Below are 21,933 nucleotides of genomic sequence, written 5' to 3'. Positions count from 1 at the left end.
GGGCCGCTGAGACTGGATTGCTCAGCGGCCTTCTGATTGGTTTTGTTCGACTCGCTCAGCGTTTCAGTTCGCCGCCGTAAGCAAAGTCCTGATCTTTGCCCTCCAGTTCCATAAAAAATTGCTGACTTGCACCTTTAACCCCGTGTGAGCCGCTTATTTTGGCGTACAGACTGCCATCGGCGCGGCGCAGTTCTCCATTCCACTCAACGCTTGGTGGAATCGTCGGGCTGGTCTGAGGCTGCAACTTGATCCCGTAGGCTTTCGCCTTGGCTGTCAGCGTCAGCGGTTCCTCGTTCACGCGGGCTTCCCCGGTTACATGGTATTCCGTTTCAGAAATCCAAGTGGCGTTGGCCTTAAGCCACAGGGTTTTGGGAGCCGCGCCCAATTGCCACTTCACGCCGTCCGCCTGTTGGTACTTCAGCACACCAGATTCAGTTTTGAAGATGCTGCCCAGAATGGGAAGGCGGGCGGCGTCGGGGGCGTTTGCGTCCACTTGCGCCGTAATTTGCCCGTCCGAGAGGCGCACCGTCCCCAGTGTTTTGCCCGTGAAGGTGAGCGTGTCACCCTTAAGGCTCAGATCAACCCTCTGGCATTCCCCGGTGTCTACCGCAGTCTTAAGCATGCCGTCAGCGCGGCGCAGTTCGATCACGCCGTCATCGTAGGCCAGTGCTGCCCCGCCGTCAGGGAGTGTCAGGGCGTCGTTGCTGATGCCGTTATCGTTCCCGACAGAGCATTTGAAGGCGTGTTGAGCCTTCCCGTCTATGGCTTGACCTGTGACATTGGACGTAAAGATAGAGCGTCTCACTTTGTAGAGACCTCGCCAGATCAAGTCCTCAACAGCAAACCACTGCTTGTCCGATGACCAATACGTGTAAGCGTCCTTCGGCAAAGTTGTCAGCAACTGGGTGATGGCGGGATGAATGGACATAAGCTGCCGCGTGCGCGTATCTATGAGCGTGTTGTTGTCCAGCAGCGCCAGCGTGCCTTCGGCATTGAAGCCCCGAAATGCAGAGGGCGAAGACGGTAATGCCCAGCGGTCTGTTTCGGCCAAGGTCAGGGGATCGCGCTCAATGATGAGCATTTGAGAGTTCACATACACCGCTTCAAGTAGCCGGGCTGGAACAGAGGGCGTCGCCGCACGAAATCGAAGAGGTTCGTACCCGTAGTAATTATTATTCCAAGGAATCTGCTTCAGCACTTGCCCAGTTTGACGGTCTATCGCCACCAATGTTGAAGTTGTGCGTGGGACACGGTAATAAAAACTGTTCCAAAAATCGCCGCCTTCCAGACGGAGGGCATACAGCTCTTCAGCCCCCTGTGTCCTCAGCAAATAGCTCACAGAAGGCGTCAGCATTCCGCGCCATTCGCCGTGCAGGGCGGCTTCTCCCTCTGGAATCTTGAGGATCTCGGGTGGCGGGCTGGGGCAAGCGGTCAGCAAGCACAAGCAGGCGGTAATGGGAAAAAGCAGACGCTTCATGAAGGCATCTTAACGGAGTGTGCTGACCTGCCGTGCTGCACATCTGCACTCTCACAGTTGGTTTAAGCACTGCGCCACTTTGCCGATGCATTCTTGACCCGAATTGGCACACACTGGAGCATGACAGCAACTCAGCTCCAAGTAGAGACATTCGACAAGGCCACCGCGTCCTCGGAGGAGCGGCTGGCAGCAGCAGACCTCATTTTGGCCTGCCACGCGCTGGCCTACCCCGAAGACCCACCGCTGGTGCGTGACCATGTGGCCGCCACTCTGGGCGACCATCTGCCCGATGAGATGGTGTTGCCGTTCATGGTGCGCGTGGCCGGGCAGGTCATCGGCTGGGCCAAACTGGAATTCAGTCTGACGCAAAATCTGCATGTGGCCCACGCTCATGTCATGGTTCATCCGCAGCACCGCCGCACAGGAGTGGGCCGCGCCCTAGCCGCCACACTGGAGCAGCAAGCCCGCCAACACGGACGGCGACTGGTGACCTTCATGACCTCTGACCGGGTGCCCGCCGCCCATCCCTTTGCCCAGAGCCTAGGCGGAGAAGCGGCCCTGCCCATGCGCCAAAGTCAGTTGGTGATAGAGGACGTGAGCGCCGAACTCCTAGACCGCTGGTGTGCCCGCCCCGACGCCGATCCCTACCGCCTGCACGTCTGGACAGTGCTTCCCGAAGAATATTTGGCCCGCGCCGCCGACCTGATGGGCGTGATGAATAGCGCCCCCAAAGGCGATTTGGACATAGACGACTGGACGATTACGCCTGAGATGATCCGGGGCTGGGAAGCCATGATGGTCAAGGAGGGCGAAGTGTGTCTGACACTGGCCGCCGAAGACCCCGCCACAGGCACGCTGGCCGGATATACGCAACTATTCTGGCAATCGCAGCGGGCCAGCCTTGCTTTTCAGGGGGCAACGGCGGTGCGCCCAGAGTACCGGGGCGCGGGCCTCGGCAAATGGCTGAAAGCCGCCGCCCTGCGCGAACTGCCCGCCTACTGCCCCGGCACGCGCTCTATTCGCACCAACAACGCCGACGTGAATGCCGCGATGCTGGCGATCAACGTACAAATGGGCTTTTTGCCGTATGCCGCCGTCACGGAGTGGCAGCTGAAACTGGCCTAATTCCGGGTTTGAGTTGCTCGAAGCGCAGGCGTGCGCCGCACTGGACGAATCCGGCGCGGCGCACATTGCGTTCACTGCCCGAACCGGGTGTCACGTTGACGCTGGCAAAATCTGCGCCCTGCTGCGCGGCCAACTGCAGGCGGGCGGCAAGGAGCGCCGATTGCACGCCCCGGCCTCGCTGCTGGGGCAAGGTGGCCCCACTAAACAGCATCGCCACGCCAAGCTCCGTTCCCATCAGGCCCATCCCAGCAGGCGCACCGTCCAGCCACGCCACCACCCGCGTGATACCGGGCAGCGCGGCATTCACCCGCATGATGGCTTCGCTCCCCGGCCCGAAGGCACGGCAGGCTACCTCTGTCCACACGTCGGACGTGGCCTCCTGCACGGCAATGGCGGGCAAATCGGGCAGAGCAGTGAGTGGGTGCAGGTACACATGCAGAATTTGGGTAAGGGTGAAGCCTGCCCCCGCCAGTGCTGCCAGCGTTTCTGTAGTCACGTCGCTGAACGTCTGCACGCTGGCCTTTACACCCTGCGATTCGAAGAACTCGGCAGTGACCCGCAAGTCCTCGGCGGTAGCCGTGCTACCGGGCGCAAGAGTGGCCACATTGACCGGCAACTCTGCCCCCGAAAAGATGGCAATGAGTGGGCCAAAACTGGCCTGTGCCTGTGCATAGGCAAGCAGTCCCTGAGCTTCCGCCTGTGCGATTCGGGCTAATTCATTTTCCAGCACAGGCGGTTGCTCAGGGGTCATGCCCTCAGCATACGGGCCGCTGCTCAGGCATCTGGATCAGCGTTCCACTCGGTCAGGCTGTAAGCGGTCAGGACTGTGGCCGCCAGCCCCACGAAATAGGCTTTTTCTTTGGTGCCGCTCAGGCCGCCCAGCATCGCAGGCAGCGCGAGGAGAGCCGGGGCGCTTGCCAACTCGATCTTCCCGTGAACCGGAAAAGGAATGACGCGCCGCACGCCCAGCGGGAAATCGGTCAGCGCTGTAACGCCCAGATACGATCCGGCAAACAGGGCCGAGATGCGGCGGGCGGCAGGACTGAGGCCTAGCAGGGGAGGGGCGGCCAGCATCAGGGCACAGGCGGCGTAGTCGACGATTCCGTGGCGGCGCGGCGTGAGAGGCTTCATGGGCCTCAGCATCCCGGCCCCAGATCAAGGCCAGATAGCAGTTGACTTAAAGACTCTTGAGGGTGGCTTGCCGTCACCGTTATTTGGAAGGAGTACAGACCAAAAGCTACGCCGTTCCTTGTAAATTCTGAGAATCAGTCTGACGTTCTAGTGGTCGAGTTTTCACAGGGGGGAGAGGGCTGAAACCTTAGCAGCGTTGTAGTGGCCTGTTCTCTATCGGTAAGGACATAGGGATGAAAACCGACACGGCATGACGTTTTCTGAAGCACACTCAAAAGCAAAAACCCCGCGCAGGGCGGGGCATTTCCTTGGAGCCAGTGATCCGGGTCGAACGGACGACCTACTGATTACGAATCAGTTGCTCTACCACTGAGCTACACTGGCCCGCTGCCTTACTTTCCCCGCTGAACTGCTCAGGTGAAGCCTTGGTGGCAAAGGCCGGATTTGAACCGGCGACCCAACGATTTTCAGTCGTTTGCTCTACCAGCCGCCCCAAACACCGCATGGATAAGGGTAAAGCATGACGCTGCCCTTGTCAAATGCCCGCTAGCAGCACACGATTCGGTTTCCAGCCCTGTGCATGAGAACCGTTCCCTTTCCTTCTTCCCCCGGCCTGCCTGTGCAGCCGGGGGCTTTCTTCTTTGGAGGCCCCACATGTACTACACCGACTTAGACCTTATCCGTGCTCGCCTTGTTGAAACCGACCTGCCTGCCGAGGTGCAACTCTCCTACCTTCAGGTACTCGCCAACCTCAACGCCCTGAGCATCCTGCTGACCCCCGAAGGCGAGGACGACCTCGACGCACCGGAGCACACCCAGCTCAGCCACTTGTTCGCTCAGCACCAACAGCGGCGAGTCTTCCTCGAAACCGAGTACCCGGCACTCGCGGTCTTGTCCAGGCCGAAAGGATGGGGCGGCAATTGACCCGATAGGGGAACTGGGGGGGGTTGCTGGGTATGCGGCCCCTCCTCGATACGGCCGCCGTTATGTTGGCAGAGCCAAGCGAGCGCCCTGCTGCCCTTCGGCGGCCGCAGCTTTTCTCATTCTCTCGTTCTTCCCTCAAGGAGTGCCATGACGCTACCCGCATCTTATGAAGAGACTTTTCGCCGCTTTGACCGAGAGGGCGGACGCTGGTTGGCCACTTGGAACTGGGCCGCGTTTGTCTTCGGCGTGTTCTGGTATCTGTACCGTGGCGTGTGGGTCAAAGCGCTGATTTACTTCGCTGTCATCTTTATCGTCAGTGCCATCACTGGCGGCATCGCGACCATACCGCTGTGGATTGTGGTCGGTGTGCTCGCCAATTACGACCTGTACCTGTTGAAACGCAAGGGTACCCAGCTTTGGGACGGCGGCGGAGTCGCCCCCAACGCCGTCCCCGGCGTGACCAGCCCCGCGTTCTCTGCGCCTTCGCCCTCCTCGGCTATGGCCCGCCTGACCGCCCTCGACAACGCCCGCACCCAAGGGGTCATCTCCGACGCCGAATACGCCGACAAGCGCCAACAGCTCGAACTTGACGCCGAGCGCGAGCGGAAGCTGGGGGCACTGGAAGACATGCGCCGGGCAGGCATCTTGTCGCCCGTCGAATATGAGGCTAAGAAGCGCGACATCATGTTTGAGAGCTACCAGACGGCGGCTCCTCAACCAGCGGGCATCTCGCTTAACAAGTAGATTCCGCAAGCACAGTGCCGGGCCACCGACCATGGTGGCCCGCTTTTTGCGATTAGGCCAACAGACGACGCAGAGTGGCTTGTACCTCATATAAGGTTTCTAGGGCGTGTAGGCAAAGTACAGGCCTTTCACTTAGAGTGATGTGCTTGGAGCTGGCCGAGAACCTCCCGAACGGCGGCAATTGAGATGCGCCCTGGTGGTGCAGCGAAGTTCATCAGTTGCCACAAGCGGGGCGTATTTCTTGCCCGCCCAGTCAGCACCGTCGCTATAGTTCCTCTATGAAAACATTTCTTTGGGCTTCGCTTACTCTCGCCACGCTTGCCGCTTGTGGCAGCACAAAGGTTCCTGTTGAAGTGAGTGGCACTTGGGCGGTTCAAATGTGTGTAGATGGAGAGCCTAAGGGCGTTAGGCCACTCGTCAGTCCAGTTGGATGCACGGACTATGTTGCGGCCGGAACGATGAACCTTCAGAAAAGCGCCACTACAAGTGCGGTCAGTGGTACATGGACGGACGCGGCAAGCGTCACATACACCGTGAGTGGTGATGCTGAAACTGGTCGTATGGCGCTGCTCAGTTCAGCCAAGCAGTACAACGTTCAGGGGTCGTTTAAGTACGACGTAGAACCTCGCTTTCAATACTTGGGGAGATACACACTTCCTTTGGCGGACGGCACATTCTCCAATGGCTTGATTGGTATGAAGCGCGTCAGCCAGTAAGCATCCCCTTTAGCCTTTGCCCCGCTCCAGCGGGGTTTTTCATTCCTTAGAAGAAGGTGACCGATGGTATCTGTGCAGGGGCAATCCTGGAGTCCTCCTTTTTTTGTCCTGGACTTGGCCAACAGGCCCTAGAACGACGTTTTCGAGGTCGTCCAGCTCATTCTCACTGAGGCTGTACGCCTCACCGCTCGTATTCGGCCACGAGTCGTTGCCCCCGCACCGTGTATGGGTTGGTGAGGTCGTCAGTCTGGCGCTCGACCCGCTCATATCGGGGGGTGAGCTGTTCAAAGCGGCCCTGCTGAAGGGTCAGGTACGCTTCTATATCCGCTTGACAAGCTCCAAGCGCGGTCAAATGAAGATGCAGTTTCTCTCGCAGGTCGGGGGTGAACGGGGGCAGGCTCACGCAGAGACCCGGTGCTTCACTTCGGCTGGATTAACCACCAGAAGTCCCCTTGCTACGGCTTCCCACTCTGGGAACCTCTTCATGTCGGCGATGCACTCAGCCCAATGGCGTCGTGCCTTCTGCATACTCTGTAAGCGCTCTTCTGCCGCCAGAATGGCTTCTGTGTCGTTATCCCGCAGAGCGTATCCGAGGGTGATTTCAAGCTCCTTCTCCGTCTGGGCACAGCCCTCGTCAAGAAATTCCACGAGGGCAACGAGGTCGGTGGGCTTCGTGGGGCGTGGTTGAGTCGTCATAGCTGTCTCTCCGGTGGCCGTGGCGCGGGCCTTAGCTTGAGTGTCGAGGGAAAACCGTGAGCGTGAGCGCTTCAGGGAGTGGGGAAAACCCATGCCCTGAAAGCTTGGGCCCTTCCCTATAGACAGGGCGACCCGACGGCGAAATAGGCGTCATAGAAGGCTGTCAGCAGGATTACGCTTAGAACAGTGGTATATCGTTGTTGATGTCAAGGTCTTCGCCTGCTTGAGGGCCTTCGTCCACCTCTTGCTGCAATTGAAACTCCAGAGTCACTAAGGCCAGACTTTCATGCAGCTCGGCGAGACGCTGCATCCGTGCTTTATACAAAGTGGCCAGACCAACCTGCTCTGCGCCTTGAAGACGGGTGTGTAAGTACCTGTTCCGCAGAGCCAACACGTCGTGGGCAAGATGGGCGTCCAGGGCCTTCAAGAGACCTTCAAAATCAGACGCGAGGATAGATGGAGCAGTAAAATTCACGGGAAACCTCCTAAAAACGAGAGCGGCGATAAACGTTGCGCCGGACTGCGTTGGAGCGTGAACCTTGAAGGGCCGCTTCTGCTCAAGGGCCAGAAGGGATAAGGCCGGGAAGGCCGAAGTCAGGTGATGAACGTCAAACGTTCACGCTCCAGCGGTGCGGTCTGCTTGTGGCAGTCCGGCGGACCAACTGGTTCTCAACGCTTCTCGGCACCTTGTGTCCCAACCCCAGTGCTTACTCTCACGCTGTCCTGCTTCGTGGCCTTACATTTCGGCTAATAAAATAGACGGACGGATGAACGATTCCTAATGGGACAGGCTCTGTCGGAATCGTCTCCAAACGATGGACGAGGATTATCGTGTGCTTTCCCGAAACCTGTCAATCCCCTGAACCCTCGTCGGCGGGGGTAACTCATCCGCCTAAGGCGGTACGTTCGGCTCGGCTGGGCCGCTTAGCAAGAGCCGCCCCACCCGAAAGTGCAGTGAACGCTGTCCAGCAAGAGCAACTGTGCCGTGAACGCCATCCGCGCCCAGCGGCCAGTGACCCCCTCAATACAGTGGGGCGGTGCTGAACAACCAAGGCCAAGCCGAAGAACTGCTCCGCTGCACCTGTGAAGGGGGACGGCTGGCGCTGAACCTGAACCGCAGGAGCCGGTTCTTCTCGGAGCGGACCTGTGTCCAACTCGGCATCCAACTCAGAATTCAACTCGGAACATTCCCATCTGCGGGAACGCCGCCGCAGGGCAGAAGGCCTGTGGTGCAAACCAATCGGCCCATTTTGCCCCGTCTTAACTCGGCATCCAACACGGAAATGAACAGAGAGCCACGCCTTGTTCGGCGAGGCCGCAGGGCACCTACGTCACGGCAGGAGAGCAGGGCCTGCACCCCTACGAATGCCGGTCTAGCTGATGACGTCCATAGAAAGAAGACGGACGTGGGCCACTCAGCACCCACGTCACGTCCTGTCTCTGCTCCCTTACTGCTTGTACACTTCCCCAGTTTCACTGGTAATCGCCAGTTCGCTACCGAGCCTCTCCAGCCCCAGTACGGTGTAGGCGCGTCCTGCCAGCGTTTTGCCGGGGCGCTCGACCCGGTAGTCGTAGTCGAAGCGCACCTGCCGGGTCAGGCCGCCGTCCGACAAGGTTGCCACCTGTGAGGCCAACGAATAGGTACGGCTGGGCCAGCGTTTGAAGTAGGCGCTCTTGTCTGCATACAAGAACGATTTAGGCTTTAGCCCTTGCTTGAAGTAAGTCACGTTGTCGGCGTACATGTTCAGCGCCGAAGCGGGGTCACTGAGTTCGCCTGCCGCGAGGTAAGCCACGACAATGCGGTTCACCTCCTCGTCGGTGATGCCGAATGCTGCGCTATCGTCGGTGTAGAGGGCCAGTTGGGTGTTCGGCAACTCCAACGGGGTCAGCGTCCCCTCCAAATCGTCGGGGTTCACGCCGGAATCCACCAGCCGGAAGCACTCGTCCAGCCGCTCTTTCTTTTGTGCAGTGGCTCTATCCCAGACGTACTGAGGCGCGTTGTACACATCTAACTGTCCTTCGGCAGGCGTGCCGTTGAGTTTCACGTACACCCAGTAGTCGTTCTCGGCCTTGCGCTGACAGGAAGCAAGGTAAGCACTGCGTTGGTCTTTGGCGTCCTGTACCTCTTGGGCGGCTTGCTGGGCTTCGGATTCGGCCTGCCCCTCAGCGTCCCGTTTGGCCTGCGCCGCCGCTTCTTCAGCCGCCTGCTTTTGTGCTTCCAGTTTGGCTTGGCTGGCCTGTGCCGTTGCCTTGGCTGCCTGCGCCGCCACACGTTGCTGCTCTAGGGCCAGCGTCGCCTGTTCGCGGGCGGGTACGGCTACCGCGAAGTAGTACCCGGCAAAGGCAGCACAGACGAGCACCAACGCCGCCAAAAGTCCGGAGAGCAGGTTCTTATTCACGCCTCATCTAAGCGCAGCTCGCCCTCTCATGCAAGCAGATGTGACCAACCCCGGAAGATGTGCCGCCTTCTTGCTCAACAGGGGCGGGTATCTTGAAGACGATTTCATGTCTAAACTCACCCTCAAACAACTGGAGCGGCACCTGTTTGCCGCCGCCGACATCCTGCGCGGCAAGATGGATGCTTCTGAATTCAAGGAATACATCTTCGGTATGCTGTTCCTGAAACGCGCTTCGGACGTGTTCGGGGCGCAGTACAACCGCATTGTGGCCGACCAATTGGCCCTGGGCCGTACCCCCGACGAGGCCAAGCAACGCGCCGAGTCGCGCTCGCGGTACGAAGACCAACAGGTGTTCTACGTGCCGGAGCAGGCCCGCTGGGAGTACCTGCGCGACCATCTGCACAAGGACGTGGGCGACGGCCTGAACAAAGCTCTCGCGGCACTAGAAGAAGAGAACTTCGCCGCGCTGGAAGGCGTCGTCGGGCACATCGACTTCAACCGCCGCGTTGGGCAGACCCGGATTGCAGACAGCAAACTGCGCGAGTTGATTGACCACTTCAGCAAGCAGCCCCTGCTGAACGAGAACTTCGAGTTTCCTGACCTGCTGGGGGCCGCCTACGAGTATCTGGTCAAGGAGTTCGCCGACAGTGCAGGCAAGAAGGGCGGCGAATTCTATACGCCGCGTGACGTGGTCCGGCTGATGGTGCGCCTGCTGAACCCGCAGCCGAACATGCGTGTGTACGACCCCACCGTTGGCTCTGGCGGCATGCTGATTCAGAGCCGCCAGCATGTGGAAGAACATGGCGGCGACCCCTCCACGGTGGCCCTGTACGGTCAGGATGCCAATGGCGGGTCGTGGGCGATGGCGAAGATGAACCTCATCATGCACGGGATTTACGACGCCACGCTGCACAACGACGACACGCTGGCCCGCCCGCAGCACCAGGAACCCGACGGCGGCTTGACGCGCTTTGACCGCGTGATTGCCAACCCGCCCTTCAGCCTGAACTACGTGCAAAAAGAGTTGCAGGTGACCAACCGCTTCAAGTACGGCTACACGCCCGAAGGCGGTAAGAAGGCCGACCTGATGTTCCTTCAGCACATGCTGGCCGTGACCCGTCAGGGCGGCATGGTCGCCACCGTGATGCCGCACGGCGTCTTGTTCCGGGGCGGCGAGGAAAAGGGTATCCGCACTGGCCTGCTGAACGACGACGTGCTGGAAGCCGTGATTGGCCTGCCCGCCAACCTGTTCTACGGCACCGGCATTCCCGCCGCCATCCTGATTTTGCGGCACCGGGGTGACAAGCCCGCCGAGAGGGAAGGCAAGGTGCTATTCATCAACGCCGACGCCGAATTTCACTCTGGCCGCGCCCAGAATTACCTGCGTCCGGAGCATATCGAGAAGATTGCCAGCACCTACGCCGCCTTCCACGATGTGCCGGGATACGCCCGCGTGGTGGGCCGCGAGGAGCTACGCGAGAACGACGACAACCTGAACATTCGCCGCTACGCCGACAACACCCCCGCCCCCGAACCGCATGACGTGCGTGCCCACCTTCAGGGCGGCGTGCCCCGGCGCGAGGTGGAGGCCCAGCAAGGGCTGTTCGCCTCACACGGCTTCGACGTACTGGAAGGCGTGTTCCCCGCGAGTACCGAGCGAGACGAATACGTGCAGTTTTCTGGGCACGCGGTGGAGCGCCCCCACCTCCGGCCTATCGTGGAGGGGAACGGTGGTGTACAGGCTGCCGAGTCTGCCCTGACCCGCCGCTTCGGCGCGTGGTGGGACGAGCATCACCGCCACATTGCCTGCCTGCCCGACACGAAGGCGCTCCAGACCTTGCGGGCCGAGTTGCTGGGGAGCTTTCAGGCAGCGTTCGGCGTAGTAAACGACCAGCAAGGCTCTATTGTGATTTCCACAACAGAGGAGATAAACAGCGATGCAGACGCACAAAACGTAGGCATAACGATTACCGTTACACCTCAAGCTGACCCAGCTATTGAGATGAACCCAACACCCCTCCTGACGCCCTTCCAAGTGGCCGGGGTCATCGCTTCCTGGTGGGACGATAACAAATTCAACCTGAAGACGCTGGCGGCCAACGGCTGGGCCGAGCTGCTGAGTGGCTGGATTGCCAACGCCACCAGCGAAGACGGCGACACTGCCACCACTGGTGGCATCGACCGTGACCGCCTGCTGCACGTCCTCGCCCCTAAAGCCATGAAAGACCTTGCTGCATTGGATGAACGCCGGGCCGAACTAGAAGCATCGCTAGCCGAACTGGAAGGCGACGATGACGGCGAAGACGAAGCCGACGAGCGCGATCCGTTGGAAGCCGCCCGGAACGCTGCCGAAGCCCGTTTGGTCAAGCAGAAGCTGACCGCCCTGAAGAAGAGCCACAAGGCCACCCTCGCTAACGCGCTGGGCAGTTTGGCCGCCGCCGCCCAAGCCATGAGCGACGCGCAGCGGGAGGCGTTGGCACTCGGCCTGATGCGCGAGAACCTGGAGACGGCCCTGACCCGCGCTATTACTACGCACCGCAACCGGATTGTGACCACGCTGGAGAACTGGTACGACAAGTACCATGTGAGCCTGCGGACGCTGGAGCAGGAGCGCAACGCCGCCGCCGAGCAGTTGGATGGATTCTTGCGGGAGCTGGGTTATGCCGGAGTTTAGATTCCCTCTCTTAGAACTAAATACCATGTCACTACGTATCACTGACGGGTCACACTTTAGTCCAACACCACAAACTTCTGGGAAGCCAATCGCAAACGTCAAAGACATGCGCGTCGGCAAAATTGACATCGACTCCTGTACCATAATTTCGATTAAAGATTTCAACCTACTAAAACGCAACGGTTGTTCTCCGGAGAAGGGCGACGTACTCTTTTCTAAAGATGGGACAATAGGCAAAACAATTCTTTACACACAAGATGAAGAAATTGTTACGTTGTCGTCAATAGCGATTATAAAACTCAAGAAGGAGCATTCTGCTAACTTCGTCTCTCAAGCACTTAAGTTTGACCATGCTACGAGACAAATAGACATTCTCACCTCTGGAAGCGCTTTGAGAAGACTGGTTTTGGGTGACTTGAAGAGTCTCAAGCTGCCTGCTCCCCCCCTTTCCGAACAGCGCCGAATTGCCGACATCCTCGATACGATTGACCGCACCATCGAAGACACGCGGCGCATCATCGCCAAGCTTCAGGCCGCCCGCCGAGGCTTGCTGCACGACCTGCTGACGCGGGGGCTAGACGAACGTGGCCAACTCCGCGACCCGGAAAAGAATCCGGAATTGTTTCAGGACACGGTGCTGGGGCGCGTGCCGAGGGCGTGGGAAGTTAAGCCTGCGAATCACGTCTGTTTGGCCATCCTTGACTGTATTAACCGTACTCCGCCAGAAACTGAGCATGGTTATGCAGTGCTCAAGACACCGAATATCCGGGATGGGAGACTTGTCGCATCAACTTTGACTTTTACGGATGCAAAGTCACTTGGTAAGTGGAACCGTCGTGGAAGCCCGAAACGTGGCGATGTTGTGTTCACTCGCGAAGCTCCCGCAGGTGAAGCATGTGTCCTACCAGACATGGATGAGGTCTGTCTTGGACAACGTGTCATGCTTTATAGGCCAAATCCAGAGGTCATGGTTTCTGAATTCATGCTCCTCTCTATTTACAGCCAGCATGTGCAGGACACAATTGATAAGTGGACTGGGGGCTCAACCGTAGGCCATTTGCGAGTGGGAGATGTGCGTAAGCTTCCTTTCCTTGTTCCTCCTTTGGCTGAGCAAAATCGTATTTCAGAACTTGTAGGACAGCAAAATTTGCGCGAACAGAAAGAGCAAGCTCAACTTGCCAAGCTGCAAACGCTCAAGCGTGGGCTGATGGAAGACCTGCTGACGGGGCGGGTGCGAGTGACCGTCGGAGAGAGTGAAGCCGCAAAGCGGCTCCAGGCTGAGCCAGAGCCACCCGCCAACATCCCCTTTGAACCGCATCACATCCCTACTTTTGACCCGGCTGTTCACTTCCGGGCGAGTGCGGGCGCAGACCCGGCCGCCCAGACCGATTGGGTGACACAGGCACGTGAGATAGCGGCACGCCAGCAAGTCCAAGCCTACTCGCGGGAAGCTTTGGACAGGGCAGTCCATGACCTTGCAGAGCTGTCTATGACGCTGGACGGCATCTTGCAGGTTCCAGATGTTCTCAAGGCGGCAGGCGTGCGCTTTGTGCTGCTCAAGCACCCCAAGGGCAGCAAGACCAGTGGAGCGGCGTTCTGGTTGGATGCTGAGGCCAAGCCCCCGACCCAGCCGGTGGTTGCTCTCTCCATGCGCTACCCGCACATCGACGTGTTTTGGTTCAACTTGTTTCACGAACTGGGCCACATCTGGCATGGCCATGCGGCAGTCATGGGCAAAGAATTGGTGACCTACAGTGACCCGGCTCCAGCCGAGAAGGAGGCGCATGCCTACGCCCGCGAAGCCTTGATTCCCGAAGCCGTCTGGCAGCCCTACTTGCAGAGTGGCAACCATACGGTAGGAGGCATACACGCTTTCGCCAGAACAGTCGGGCGGCATCACGCCACGGTAGCTGGGCGCTTGGCTCATGACTTGGATGCTTTCAACCGATTCAACAGTGGGGAACACCGCTCGGCTGTCCCCAAAGACTTGTTTGACCGTCTACTACTGCGGCTTGGAGGTTCTCTATGAACGCGGATTTGTATGGCCGAGAACTTCCGCCCCTGTTTGATGACTTCGTTAAACTGGACACACTCGATGAGCTGTTTCAGCGCAGCCGGGACTATCGGGGCAGCCAGCAGTACCTCAATACGTTGCGGTTCATTCGGAAATTCACGCAGTACAGCCCCTACAACACCTTCCTTATTCGGATGCAGCGCCCAGAAGCCACCTATGTGGCCACGGCAGCCAAATGGAAACGCGAGCACCGGCGCATGGTGCTGCCGGAAGCCCGTCCACTGGTTGTGCTGGTACCGTTCGGCCCCGTTCACTTCGTGTACGACCTTACCGATACAGCGGGAGACGACTCGCGTATTCCAGAACAGGCACTGCATCCTTTCGCGGTGGGTGGGCGGCTTGCACCCCAGGTGTGGGACAACACGCTGGCCCATGCCGAACAAGAAGGCATCTTGGTCGAGCAGCAACCGATGGAGCCGCTGAAAGCAGGTTACGTCCGCCGAACCGAAGCACATGAAAAAGGGCGCTTCGTGGTCATGCTGAACTCGACCCAACCACTCGAAGAGCGTTACGCCACGCTCATCCATGAATTGGCCCATGTGCTGTGTGGTCACTTGGGTAAAGCCCCCAATGAAAAGAGCTGGGATGAGCGTTCGCGCTTGCCCTTGGCTGAGCGGGAAATCGAAGCGGAGTCGGTGTTGTATCTCGTGACTGGACGGCAAGGGGTCTACGCGAAATCGGAAGAATACTTAGCCAACTTCATCGGCCAATTTGGGGACACGATTCCGCCTATCAGCTTCACGACGGTACTCACCGTATCCGGGGACTTGGAGCGGTGGGGGCAGTCGGCCCTTAAAAAGACAGGCAGAGGGGCACAAGCGGCGACAGACTCCATGCAGCAGTTGTTCGCCCGGCAGTTCTGGGCACCCACGGATTCAGAGCTAGACGACACGTAAATAGGTGCAGGTGGGTGCGGCAGCAGTGGTAGCGTGACAACCAACCTATGAAAATCGCGGACATCCTCAGCCAGATTGACCTGAACACCGTGGCACTCCCAGAGTTTCAGCGCGGCTACGTCTGGAACCGCGACCAAGTGCGTGGCCTGATGCGCTCGTTGTACCACCGCTACCCAGTGGGCAGTCTGCTGACGTGGATAACGCGGGGCGACACGACGGCGACCAGAGGGGGAGCCGCCTCCAGCTTAGGAGCCGTTAGCTTACTCTTGGACGGCCAGCAGCGCATGACCAGCTTGTACGGCGTGATGCGGGGCAAACCACCCCGTTTTTTTGACGGCAACCCCAAAGCGTTCACGGGGCTGTACTTCAACCTCGAAACCGAAGAGTTCGAGTTCTACGCGCCGCAAAAAATGCAAAACAACCCTCTCTGGCTCAGTGTCACTGAGCTGTTTACCGACAGCGCCAAGGCAGGCAAACTTATTGGAAAGTTTTATAGAACATATGAAGAAGCTCAAGCGGATGTGTTCAGCGACCGACTTAATCGGCTCAAGACGGTTGCGGATATTCGTGTACATATCGAAGAAATTGTTGGGGAAGACAAAACTGTCGAAACCGTCGTAGAAATCTTCAACAAGGTCAACAGCGGCGGCACCAAGCTGTCGAGCGGGGACTTGGCGCTGGCCAAAGTGTGCGCTGAATGGCCACAGGCGCGGGAGGAGATGCAAAAAGCCCTGCGCGAGTGGTCGGCGATAGGCTTTCACTTCAAGCTCGACTGGCTGATGCGCGTCATCAACGCCGTCGTAACTGGAGAAGCGTATTACGCGGCCCTCTCGCACGTCACGCCAGCTCAGTTTCAGCAAGGCTTGGCAGACTCGAAGAAGGCCATCAACCGCCTGCTGAATCTGGTGAATTCGTCCTTGGGCCTCGACAGCGACCAAGTGCTGGGCAGCCGCTACTCGTTCCCTCTCATGGCCCGCTACGTCCATCAGCGGGGCAAGGACTTCAACAGCCACACTGAGCGGCAGAAGCTGCTCTACTGGTACATTCACACCTTCTTGTGGGGGCGGTACGCAAGCTCCACAGAAAGTGTTTTGGCGCGTGACCTGAACCTCATCAGCCATCCGGAAGGGGCACTTGACCGCCTGATTGCCGACTTGAGGCGCAACCGGGGTGACCTGAAGGTACGTCCCGAAGACTTTGAAGGCTCGACGAGGGGAGCACGCTTCTACCCCATGCTGTACATGCTCAGCCGGGTCGAGCACGCCCGCGACTGGGAAAGCGGCATTGAGCTGCGTAACGCACTCCTTGGCTCACTTAGCAAGCTGCAAGTGCATCACGTTTTCCCGCAGGCGCAGCTCAAGAAGGCCGGGATAGACCGCCAGCTCATCAACGCCATCGCTAACTTCACGTTCTTGACGCAGGAAACCAACCTGCTGATTTCTGATGACCTGCCCGAACAGTATCTGCCCACCTTCGCCGCAAAACATCCGGGGGCCATTGAATCGCACTGGATTCCGATGACGCCGGAGCTGTGGTCGTTAGACCAGTACCGGGCTTTTCTGGCTAAGCGCCGGGAGCTGCTCGCCGGGGCTGCCAACACCTTCTTAAACAGTTTGATTGGCGGCACCCTGACCACCGCCACCGAAGAACCGCAAGACACCCTGCCTGCGGCCAGCACGGCTATGAGAGACGAAGAGTCGAAGGTGTTGGAGGAAGTCAATGCTTGGGTGATGGCTCAGGGCTTGCCCGAAGGCGTCCTGCGGCATGAACTGGTGGACACCGGGGGCGAACTGCTGGCGACGCTGGACATGGCTTGGCCGGACGGCCTTCAAGAAGGACTGAGTCAACCGGTGGCCCTGCTGCTGGCCGAACCCGACCTCACCCTCGCTGCGGCCAACCAAGCGGGCTACCTCTATTTCACGGATGCCGCGCAGTTCCGGAGCTATGTAGAGCGCGACGTGCTGGCCGAAAACCAAGCAGCCGAGGCGTGATGCTGAGTCCCAACGTGGCCCCTGCGGGGGTTTCTGACGGAATCGAATAAAACCACCGAGGTTCAGTCATCCTCTGAGCTTCCGCTTGGGCACCCACAACGCCTGTTCACACGCTACCCATCCTGAGTAAAGTCTTGCGAATAGACTTTACTCTACTTGTTTAGGATAGGCAGCAGAAGGCCTGCAATAGCCACCAGCAACGCCAGAAAACTGACGAATGTTGCCACGCGCAGTTGTGTTCTCCGCGCCCGCACCTCATCAGCCAGTTGTTGGGTGGATTTCTGAGAAGACGCCTGACTCGTATCAATTTTCTGGTCGAAGCGGGAAATCTCAGTTCGAATGCCGCTCAGGGTGTCTTGAACCCGCTTGAGGTTGGCTTGAGTTGACTGCGTGTTTTCCTCCAGCTCAGCACGGTAGCCAGCGAAGCGTTTTTCGGTGTCGCCCCGCAACCCACTAGCTTCACGCTCCATGTCGCCCCGCAGGTTTCTGAAAGCCACTTGGAGGTTGTCTTCGGCAGCCCTCAGTTCGCTGCGGAGGCCAGTGCGAAACGCATCGTAGTCGCGCTGCATCTGCTCGGCTCGGTTGTTCAAGTCGCTGGTCAACCCATCTACCCGGTCTTGCGTTCGCTGTATTAGAGCATCCGAGTCGCTGTATACCTTGCCCAGTCGGGCTTCAAGTTGGTGAGTCAAGATGTCTAGGGCTCTCTCAGTCTCTTGAAGCAACGTGGCCGTATCACTGTATAGCTGTTGGAGACGAGCTTGAGATTGAGTTTCATGGGTGCCGAATCTTTGCTCAAAGAGGGCAAATTGTTTGTCTGAGTCGTGATGCGATTTGGTCAGGCGTCCTTCGACTTGCTTGGTCAAAGTGCTCAGGTTGCTGTCGGTCTCTTTTGCCAATGTGGCAAAACGACCATAAAGCTCTTGGAGACGTGCCTCGGACTGCTGTTCATAAGTCGTGAACCGGTGTTCAACCATTGCAACTTGTGCATCTGCTTTTTCAATCGACCGTTGAAAGTTGTGTTCAAGCATCTGAAGTTCAGCATTGGACTGCTCGACGTTTTGCTTGGTGGTTTTGTAGACTACAGTCAAGTCCTTAAACTTGTCTTGAATAGTCTTCAGGTTATTCAGGAGGAGCACCGCTTGCTGAAGGCGGCCCTCCACCTCATTGAGTTGGCTCTCTAGGTAATTTAGGTCTGTTACACGTTGGGTCATACGTCTCCTCAGCTTGCCTCTTGCAGCAGCTCATCTAGGTCAGTGAAGCCTTGCAGCAGGTCAGCCACCGAGTCCTGAAGGGTGGCGACCACCGCATCAGCGGTCTTGGCCAATGTTTTGGTCTTGCGAACCGCACGCACGGTTCTGGTCTCATCTGCCTGCGTTCCGAACAACGTTGCGGCTTCGTGCTCCACCAGCGCGAGGCCCACGTCTGTGTTGAAGGGGCCTTTGATGGGTGTCAGCAAGTGAAAGCCTTCTGCGGGTTCGACATGGCTGGCTTCGCGGGAAAAATCGAGCAGGGCGGGCAACTCTGCTCCCTGCACCACGCCCTCCTGAAAGCCGCGCTTCAGAAATTGCATAGCTTCCAGTTTTCGGTCTGGTCGGCGGCGAGCCAAGGCCCCACTGAGGTACAGCGCGGAGAGGTTGGTGGAATCACTTTCCAAGCGGCTCACTGCGCGGGAATACATTCCAGCCACTGCGCCGCGTAGCACCGACGTCTGAATAACCCTCGTCAAGTCGTCGCGGTTAAATGCCTGCATCAGGTCGGGCAGCATTCTGGCCACCTCTTCCATTTGAGCGTCACGGGCAGGAATAGCCGCTTCTTTGCGGGTGAAGTTCAGGTCGGGGACACAGACATCGCAAAATCCGCACTGGTAGTCATCGGTTGGCAGATAAGCCGCGTCGTCAAAGCGTCCACGAAGGACGAGCCGACGACAAGTGTTAGAGGTCGCGTAGTCCAGCTCGTTGCGTAACATGTCGTAGCGCATCCGTGGAACAGTTTGATAGACCCGCTCCAACAAGATGCTGGCGCTGCTTTCGAGCAGGCTGCGCCCTTTATCGGCAGGTGCGGCTTGGACACGGCGTCGCTGCGTTGATTTGGGCCGAAGAGGTGCGACGCGGGCCTCGGCCTGCTCCTCGGAGTACTCGAATTTCAGCAGGAGGTCTTTGAGGCGGTCAACCAGCCTGTCTGGAGACCACTCTGCATTCAGCGTCACACTGAATTCGATGCGGGTCAGCGATTTGTATTTCAGGGCGTAGCCTTCCACCATACCAAGCTGCTGCAAGCGGTAGAGGGCAAGCTGCGTATCTTTGCTCTCGTCTTCGTTGAAGCGTTCATCCGTTTCAATGGGTTGGCCTGCCACCAAGGTGTCGTAAATGGTCATGACATCTTGAACATCCTCGCTAACCCCTGCGTAGCTGGAATGAATAAACCGTGCCTGCTTGCCGTAGTCACACAGGGTCTCTAGACCGAAAGGGCACTTGTGGAACATGAAATTGGCCTTTTCAGTGACGCAGGGGGGTTCGGGTTGACTGCGCAACTGGCTCAGGCAGGTCGGCGTTGGTGGGGCGTAGAGCAGCGCGACGTGGGAGTGGTTCCCATCACGTCCGGCGCGGCCTGCTTCTTGGTAGTAGCCTTCCAAGCCGGAGGACAGCGCGTGGTGGACAATAAAGCGGAGGTTCCGTTTATCAATGCCCATGCCGTACCCCTTGGTGGCAATCAGGATGGGAAAGTCGTTGTTCTGAAAGTCATCCTGATTTTTCGAGATAGTTTTGTCCCAGTTGGATAAGCTCGCGTAACGAACAAAGGTCTCGCCGCAGGCCAGACACCGCTTGCTTGACGTGTCTATCATCCCTGCCAACTTGAGTTCGGCCTTGGACATCGGTATCCAGAGCGGGGACTTGCAGGTGGGGCAGACCGTGGGTGCCGTGCTGGCATGAACCCTCACCAACTCAGGGTCGAAGGTCACGCGCTCATTGACGGTTTGCGCAATCGCGTGTACCCCTTCAGGCAGAGTGCCACGCCCATGGGGATTGGCATAGACCGCGAAGACGACGCCCGCATGGGTATACGGGGGCGGCTTTCCATGAGGGACGAGGTCGTTTGCTGGAATCTTTAAAACAGCAGGGAGGGTCTTTTTGAGAAGGCTCTCCAAATAGGCGGGCTTAGCCGAACTGGGTACCGGATGAACCGAGAGGCTTAGGTTGGGCCGGTCACTACTGGAGAGCTGAACGACGCTGTCTTCGGGCAAGTTCAGAACAGACCGGATGTCCTTGCGCACCAACTCTGAGGCTGTAGCGGTCATCGCTAACAGCGGAATTGACCGGCCACTGGCCTCGGCCAGCAGCTCACGCAAATTGCCAATCTGAAGATACGCGGGCCGGAAATCATGACCCCATTCAGAAACGCAGTGGGCCTCATCAACCACGATGGCTCCGACAGGCGTGCTGGCCATGCTGTCCCGAAGTTCCTCGTAGAACGCTTTAATCTGGAGGCGTTCCGGTGAGATATACAGCAGCCGAAGCTTTCTTGCCCTGAAGGCTGCCATCTTTCGGTCTTTGAGTGGCGCGGCATCCGCTCCAGTAATGGCGTCCACGCATGACAGCCCCAAGCGGTGCATGGAATGCAATTGGTCACGCATGAGGGCCTTAAGTGGACTGATGACCAAGGTAGTCTGTGGAACCATCACGGCGTAAAGCTGAAACACCAAGGACTTGCCGAAGCCAGTGGGAAGAATCCCCAAGCCGGATTGACCCAGCAGCGCCCGCTGGACCAGATGGGCTTGCTCTGGTTTGACCTCTGGAAGCGTGAAGTAGCGACGCGCAAAAAAGTCCAACAGGTGCCGCTCGACATTAGCGGGAGGCGTGTCCTCTTGGGGCGGCGAACTGACCTGAGCCAGTAGTCGAGAGCTAAACCGGGCCAAGAGTTTGGGTCTCAAGGCATCCACTGGAGCCGAGTTGTTGTCGTCCGCCGCAAACAAATAGTCCCCAGACAGTTCTGCCGAGGGTTCTGTATGGTCTTCAAGCGTGATTCCTGTCTGGGGCGCATCTGGAAATGAAGTGTTGGATAGGGGATAAGCGGCCAGTAGGTCACGGTACAGCTCTGGATTTCTAGGCCGAACAGTATGAATATAAATTTGGGGCAGACCGACTGGGCACCCATACAACACCCCTACACGCTCGATGAGACTGACGATGTCCATCACAGCCAACGGCAACAGCGGGAGTTCAGGCTCGAAATCGACCAAGGTCAATTGCTTTTTTCCAGTCGAATCAGACAGTAAAGCGAGGACGGCCTTCTGAACTTCTGGGAAGAGGGTGGGTAGTTGCTGGAGAAGCAACTCCAGGGAATGCAGGGCCAGTAATCCAGCAGGTGGGGTTCCGTCGTCCTCCACGCGTGCTCGAACGAGGCGAAACAAAACCAGGTCATCTGCACACAGGTCTGTCAAAAGGCCCTCAGCCCGCCCACTCCGGATGTCATTAAAGCTAAAGGGCGTGTAGCGGAAGCCCTGCTTGGCCAAGTCCCGTTGCCGCGCTTTCTCGTCATCGAAGCGTTCAGAGTCCTGCAAACTCGACGAGTGATAGCGGCGGCCTTCAACCTCTAGCGCATATTTCGTGCCGGTGTTCAGCAGAAAGTCAATGCGCCGCTGCTTTCCTGCCGAATCTACGAAGGGAGCTTGAGGCTGGAGGTAGGTCAACCCCGCTAGGCCAAAGGCGGGAACAAACGCCTCGTGCAAAAACGCCCGTTCCGCGTAGTGTTCATCGGGTTGTCCAGGAGTGAACAACAAATTGTGAACTTGGCAGAACTCATCTACCGAGCCGTAGCTTTGCCTTGGACTGCGCTCGCCCTTTGAAAACAGCAGATGTTGCAGGCTTTCGTTTCGGATTCTCCATCGGCGAACCCAGCTGTACTGACCTTCCGAAAACAACAGCGTCGTATGGTCACTCTCAACGTCAAATTCTTCAGGTGCCAGTGATTTGGCCAAGCCAACAACGGCAGAACGGAGCGGAATAGGCAAGGCTCCCAAAGGTTCTTGAACGGTGTTAGAAAGCATAGTGAGGCCGCTCAAGTGATACGAGAGTTGCCAGATTTTTTG

At 58.2% G+C, this 21,933-nt stretch carries 17 protein-coding genes and 1 tRNA gene; 8 read left to right on the top strand and 10 right to left on the bottom strand.

Going from position 1 to position 21,933, the window contains the following annotated elements:
* Positions 1–55: 55 nt before the first annotated feature.
* Entirely contained in the window at positions 56–1,477 is a 1,422-nt protein-coding gene (locus E7T06_RS06185; RefSeq protein WP_136364957.1) for a hypothetical protein, read from the bottom strand.
* Between the two features lie 120 nt (positions 1,478–1,597).
* On the opposite strand from E7T06_RS06185, the gene E7T06_RS06180 reads away from it, so the two are divergent.
* The gene (locus tag E7T06_RS06180) at positions 1,598–2,602 is read left to right on the top strand and encodes a GNAT family N-acetyltransferase (RefSeq protein ID WP_168733401.1); all 1,005 of its coding nucleotides are present in this window, start codon (positions 1,598–1,600) and stop codon (positions 2,600–2,602) included.
* Here E7T06_RS06180 and E7T06_RS06175 read toward each other — a convergent pair.
* From E7T06_RS06175 to E7T06_RS06165, 3 genes are all read right to left on the bottom strand, one after another.
* Entirely contained in the window at positions 2,574–3,353 is a 780-nt protein-coding gene (locus E7T06_RS06175) for a GNAT family N-acetyltransferase (protein WP_136364956.1), read from the bottom strand. The two genes, E7T06_RS06180 and E7T06_RS06175, sit on opposite strands and share 29 nt — an antisense overlap.
* 23 nt (positions 3,354–3,376) lie before the next feature.
* Positions 3,377–3,733: a hypothetical protein gene (locus E7T06_RS06170; protein WP_136364955.1), complete on the bottom strand. Its 357-nt coding sequence runs from the start codon at positions 3,731–3,733 to the stop codon at positions 3,377–3,379.
* Between the two features lie 309 nt (positions 3,734–4,042).
* Positions 4,043–4,117: transfer RNA gene (locus E7T06_RS06165), tRNA-Thr, on the bottom strand.
* A gap of 270 nt (positions 4,118–4,387) precedes the next feature.
* Between E7T06_RS06165 and E7T06_RS06160 the strand changes: the two genes are divergently transcribed.
* The 3 genes from E7T06_RS06160 (at position 4,388) to E7T06_RS06150 (ending at position 6,117) form a co-directional block, all read left to right on the top strand.
* On the top strand, positions 4,388–4,657 hold the full coding sequence (locus E7T06_RS06160; RefSeq protein WP_136364954.1) for a hypothetical protein: 270 nt from the start codon (positions 4,388–4,390) through the stop codon (positions 4,655–4,657).
* A 147-nt stretch (positions 4,658–4,804) separates the two neighbouring features.
* Positions 4,805–5,401, top strand: coding sequence for an SHOCT domain-containing protein (locus tag E7T06_RS06155; protein ID WP_136364953.1), 597 nt, complete (start codon positions 4,805–4,807; stop codon positions 5,399–5,401).
* A 278-nt stretch (positions 5,402–5,679) separates the two neighbouring features.
* Positions 5,680–6,117: a hypothetical protein gene (locus E7T06_RS06150; RefSeq protein WP_136364952.1), complete on the top strand. Its 438-nt coding sequence runs from the start codon at positions 5,680–5,682 to the stop codon at positions 6,115–6,117.
* Between the two features lie 181 nt (positions 6,118–6,298).
* Here the strand turns inward: E7T06_RS06150 and E7T06_RS06145 are convergent, their stop codons facing one another.
* From E7T06_RS06145 to E7T06_RS06130, 4 genes are all read right to left on the bottom strand, one after another.
* Positions 6,299–6,520, bottom strand: a complete 222-nt coding sequence (locus E7T06_RS06145; protein ID WP_136364951.1) for a hypothetical protein — start codon at positions 6,518–6,520, stop codon at positions 6,299–6,301.
* Positions 6,517–6,813 (bottom strand): hypothetical protein, encoded by a 297-nt coding sequence (locus tag E7T06_RS06140; protein ID WP_136364950.1) that lies wholly within the window; start codon positions 6,811–6,813, stop codon positions 6,517–6,519. Before E7T06_RS06140 ends, E7T06_RS06145 begins: the two co-directional genes overlap by 4 nt.
* A gap of 178 nt (positions 6,814–6,991) precedes the next feature.
* On the bottom strand, positions 6,992–7,288 hold the full coding sequence (locus tag E7T06_RS06135; protein WP_136364949.1) for a hypothetical protein: 297 nt from the start codon (positions 7,286–7,288) through the stop codon (positions 6,992–6,994).
* Between the two features lie 973 nt (positions 7,289–8,261).
* Positions 8,262–9,212 carry a hypothetical protein gene (locus E7T06_RS06130; protein ID WP_136364948.1) on the bottom strand — a complete coding sequence of 317 codons (951 nt, stop codon included), beginning with the start codon at positions 9,210–9,212 and terminating at the stop codon, positions 8,262–8,264.
* A 106-nt stretch (positions 9,213–9,318) separates the two neighbouring features.
* On the opposite strand from E7T06_RS06130, the gene E7T06_RS06125 reads away from it, so the two are divergent.
* The 4 genes from E7T06_RS06125 to E7T06_RS06110 are packed head-to-tail and all read left to right on the top strand — an operon-like array spanning position 9,319 to position 16,847.
* On the top strand, positions 9,319–11,886 hold the full coding sequence (locus E7T06_RS06125) for a class I SAM-dependent DNA methyltransferase (protein WP_136364947.1): 2,568 nt from the start codon (positions 9,319–9,321) through the stop codon (positions 11,884–11,886).
* Between the two features lie 25 nt (positions 11,887–11,911).
* Positions 11,912–13,915: a restriction endonuclease subunit S gene (locus tag E7T06_RS06120; RefSeq protein WP_168733400.1), complete on the top strand. Its 2,004-nt coding sequence runs from the start codon at positions 11,912–11,914 to the stop codon at positions 13,913–13,915.
* Entirely contained in the window at positions 13,912–14,856 is a 945-nt protein-coding gene (locus E7T06_RS06115) for an ImmA/IrrE family metallo-endopeptidase (RefSeq protein WP_136364945.1), read from the top strand. Before E7T06_RS06120 ends, E7T06_RS06115 begins: the two co-directional genes overlap by 4 nt.
* Before the next feature lie 47 nt (positions 14,857–14,903).
* On the top strand, positions 14,904–16,847 hold the full coding sequence (locus E7T06_RS06110) for a DUF262 domain-containing protein (RefSeq protein ID WP_136364944.1): 1,944 nt from the start codon (positions 14,904–14,906) through the stop codon (positions 16,845–16,847).
* A gap of 152 nt (positions 16,848–16,999) precedes the next feature.
* Here E7T06_RS06110 and E7T06_RS06105 read toward each other — a convergent pair whose 3' ends face one another.
* Both E7T06_RS06105 and E7T06_RS06100 read right to left on the bottom strand, forming a co-directional pair.
* Positions 17,000–18,058: a hypothetical protein gene (locus tag E7T06_RS06105; RefSeq protein ID WP_136364943.1), complete on the bottom strand. Its 1,059-nt coding sequence runs from the start codon at positions 18,056–18,058 to the stop codon at positions 17,000–17,002.
* A gap of 8 nt (positions 18,059–18,066) precedes the next feature.
* Positions 18,067–21,624, bottom strand: coding sequence for a DEAD/DEAH box helicase (locus E7T06_RS06100; protein ID WP_168733399.1), 3,558 nt, complete (start codon positions 21,622–21,624; stop codon positions 18,067–18,069).
* Positions 21,625–21,933 lie beyond the last annotated feature (309 nt).

The sequence above is a fragment of the Deinococcus sp. Arct2-2 genome (assembly GCF_004801315.1).
GTDB lineage: Bacteria > Deinococcota > Deinococci > Deinococcales > Deinococcaceae > Deinococcus.
The sequence above is the reverse complement of the archived record's forward strand: the minus strand, read 5'-3'. Positions and strand labels throughout refer to the sequence as shown.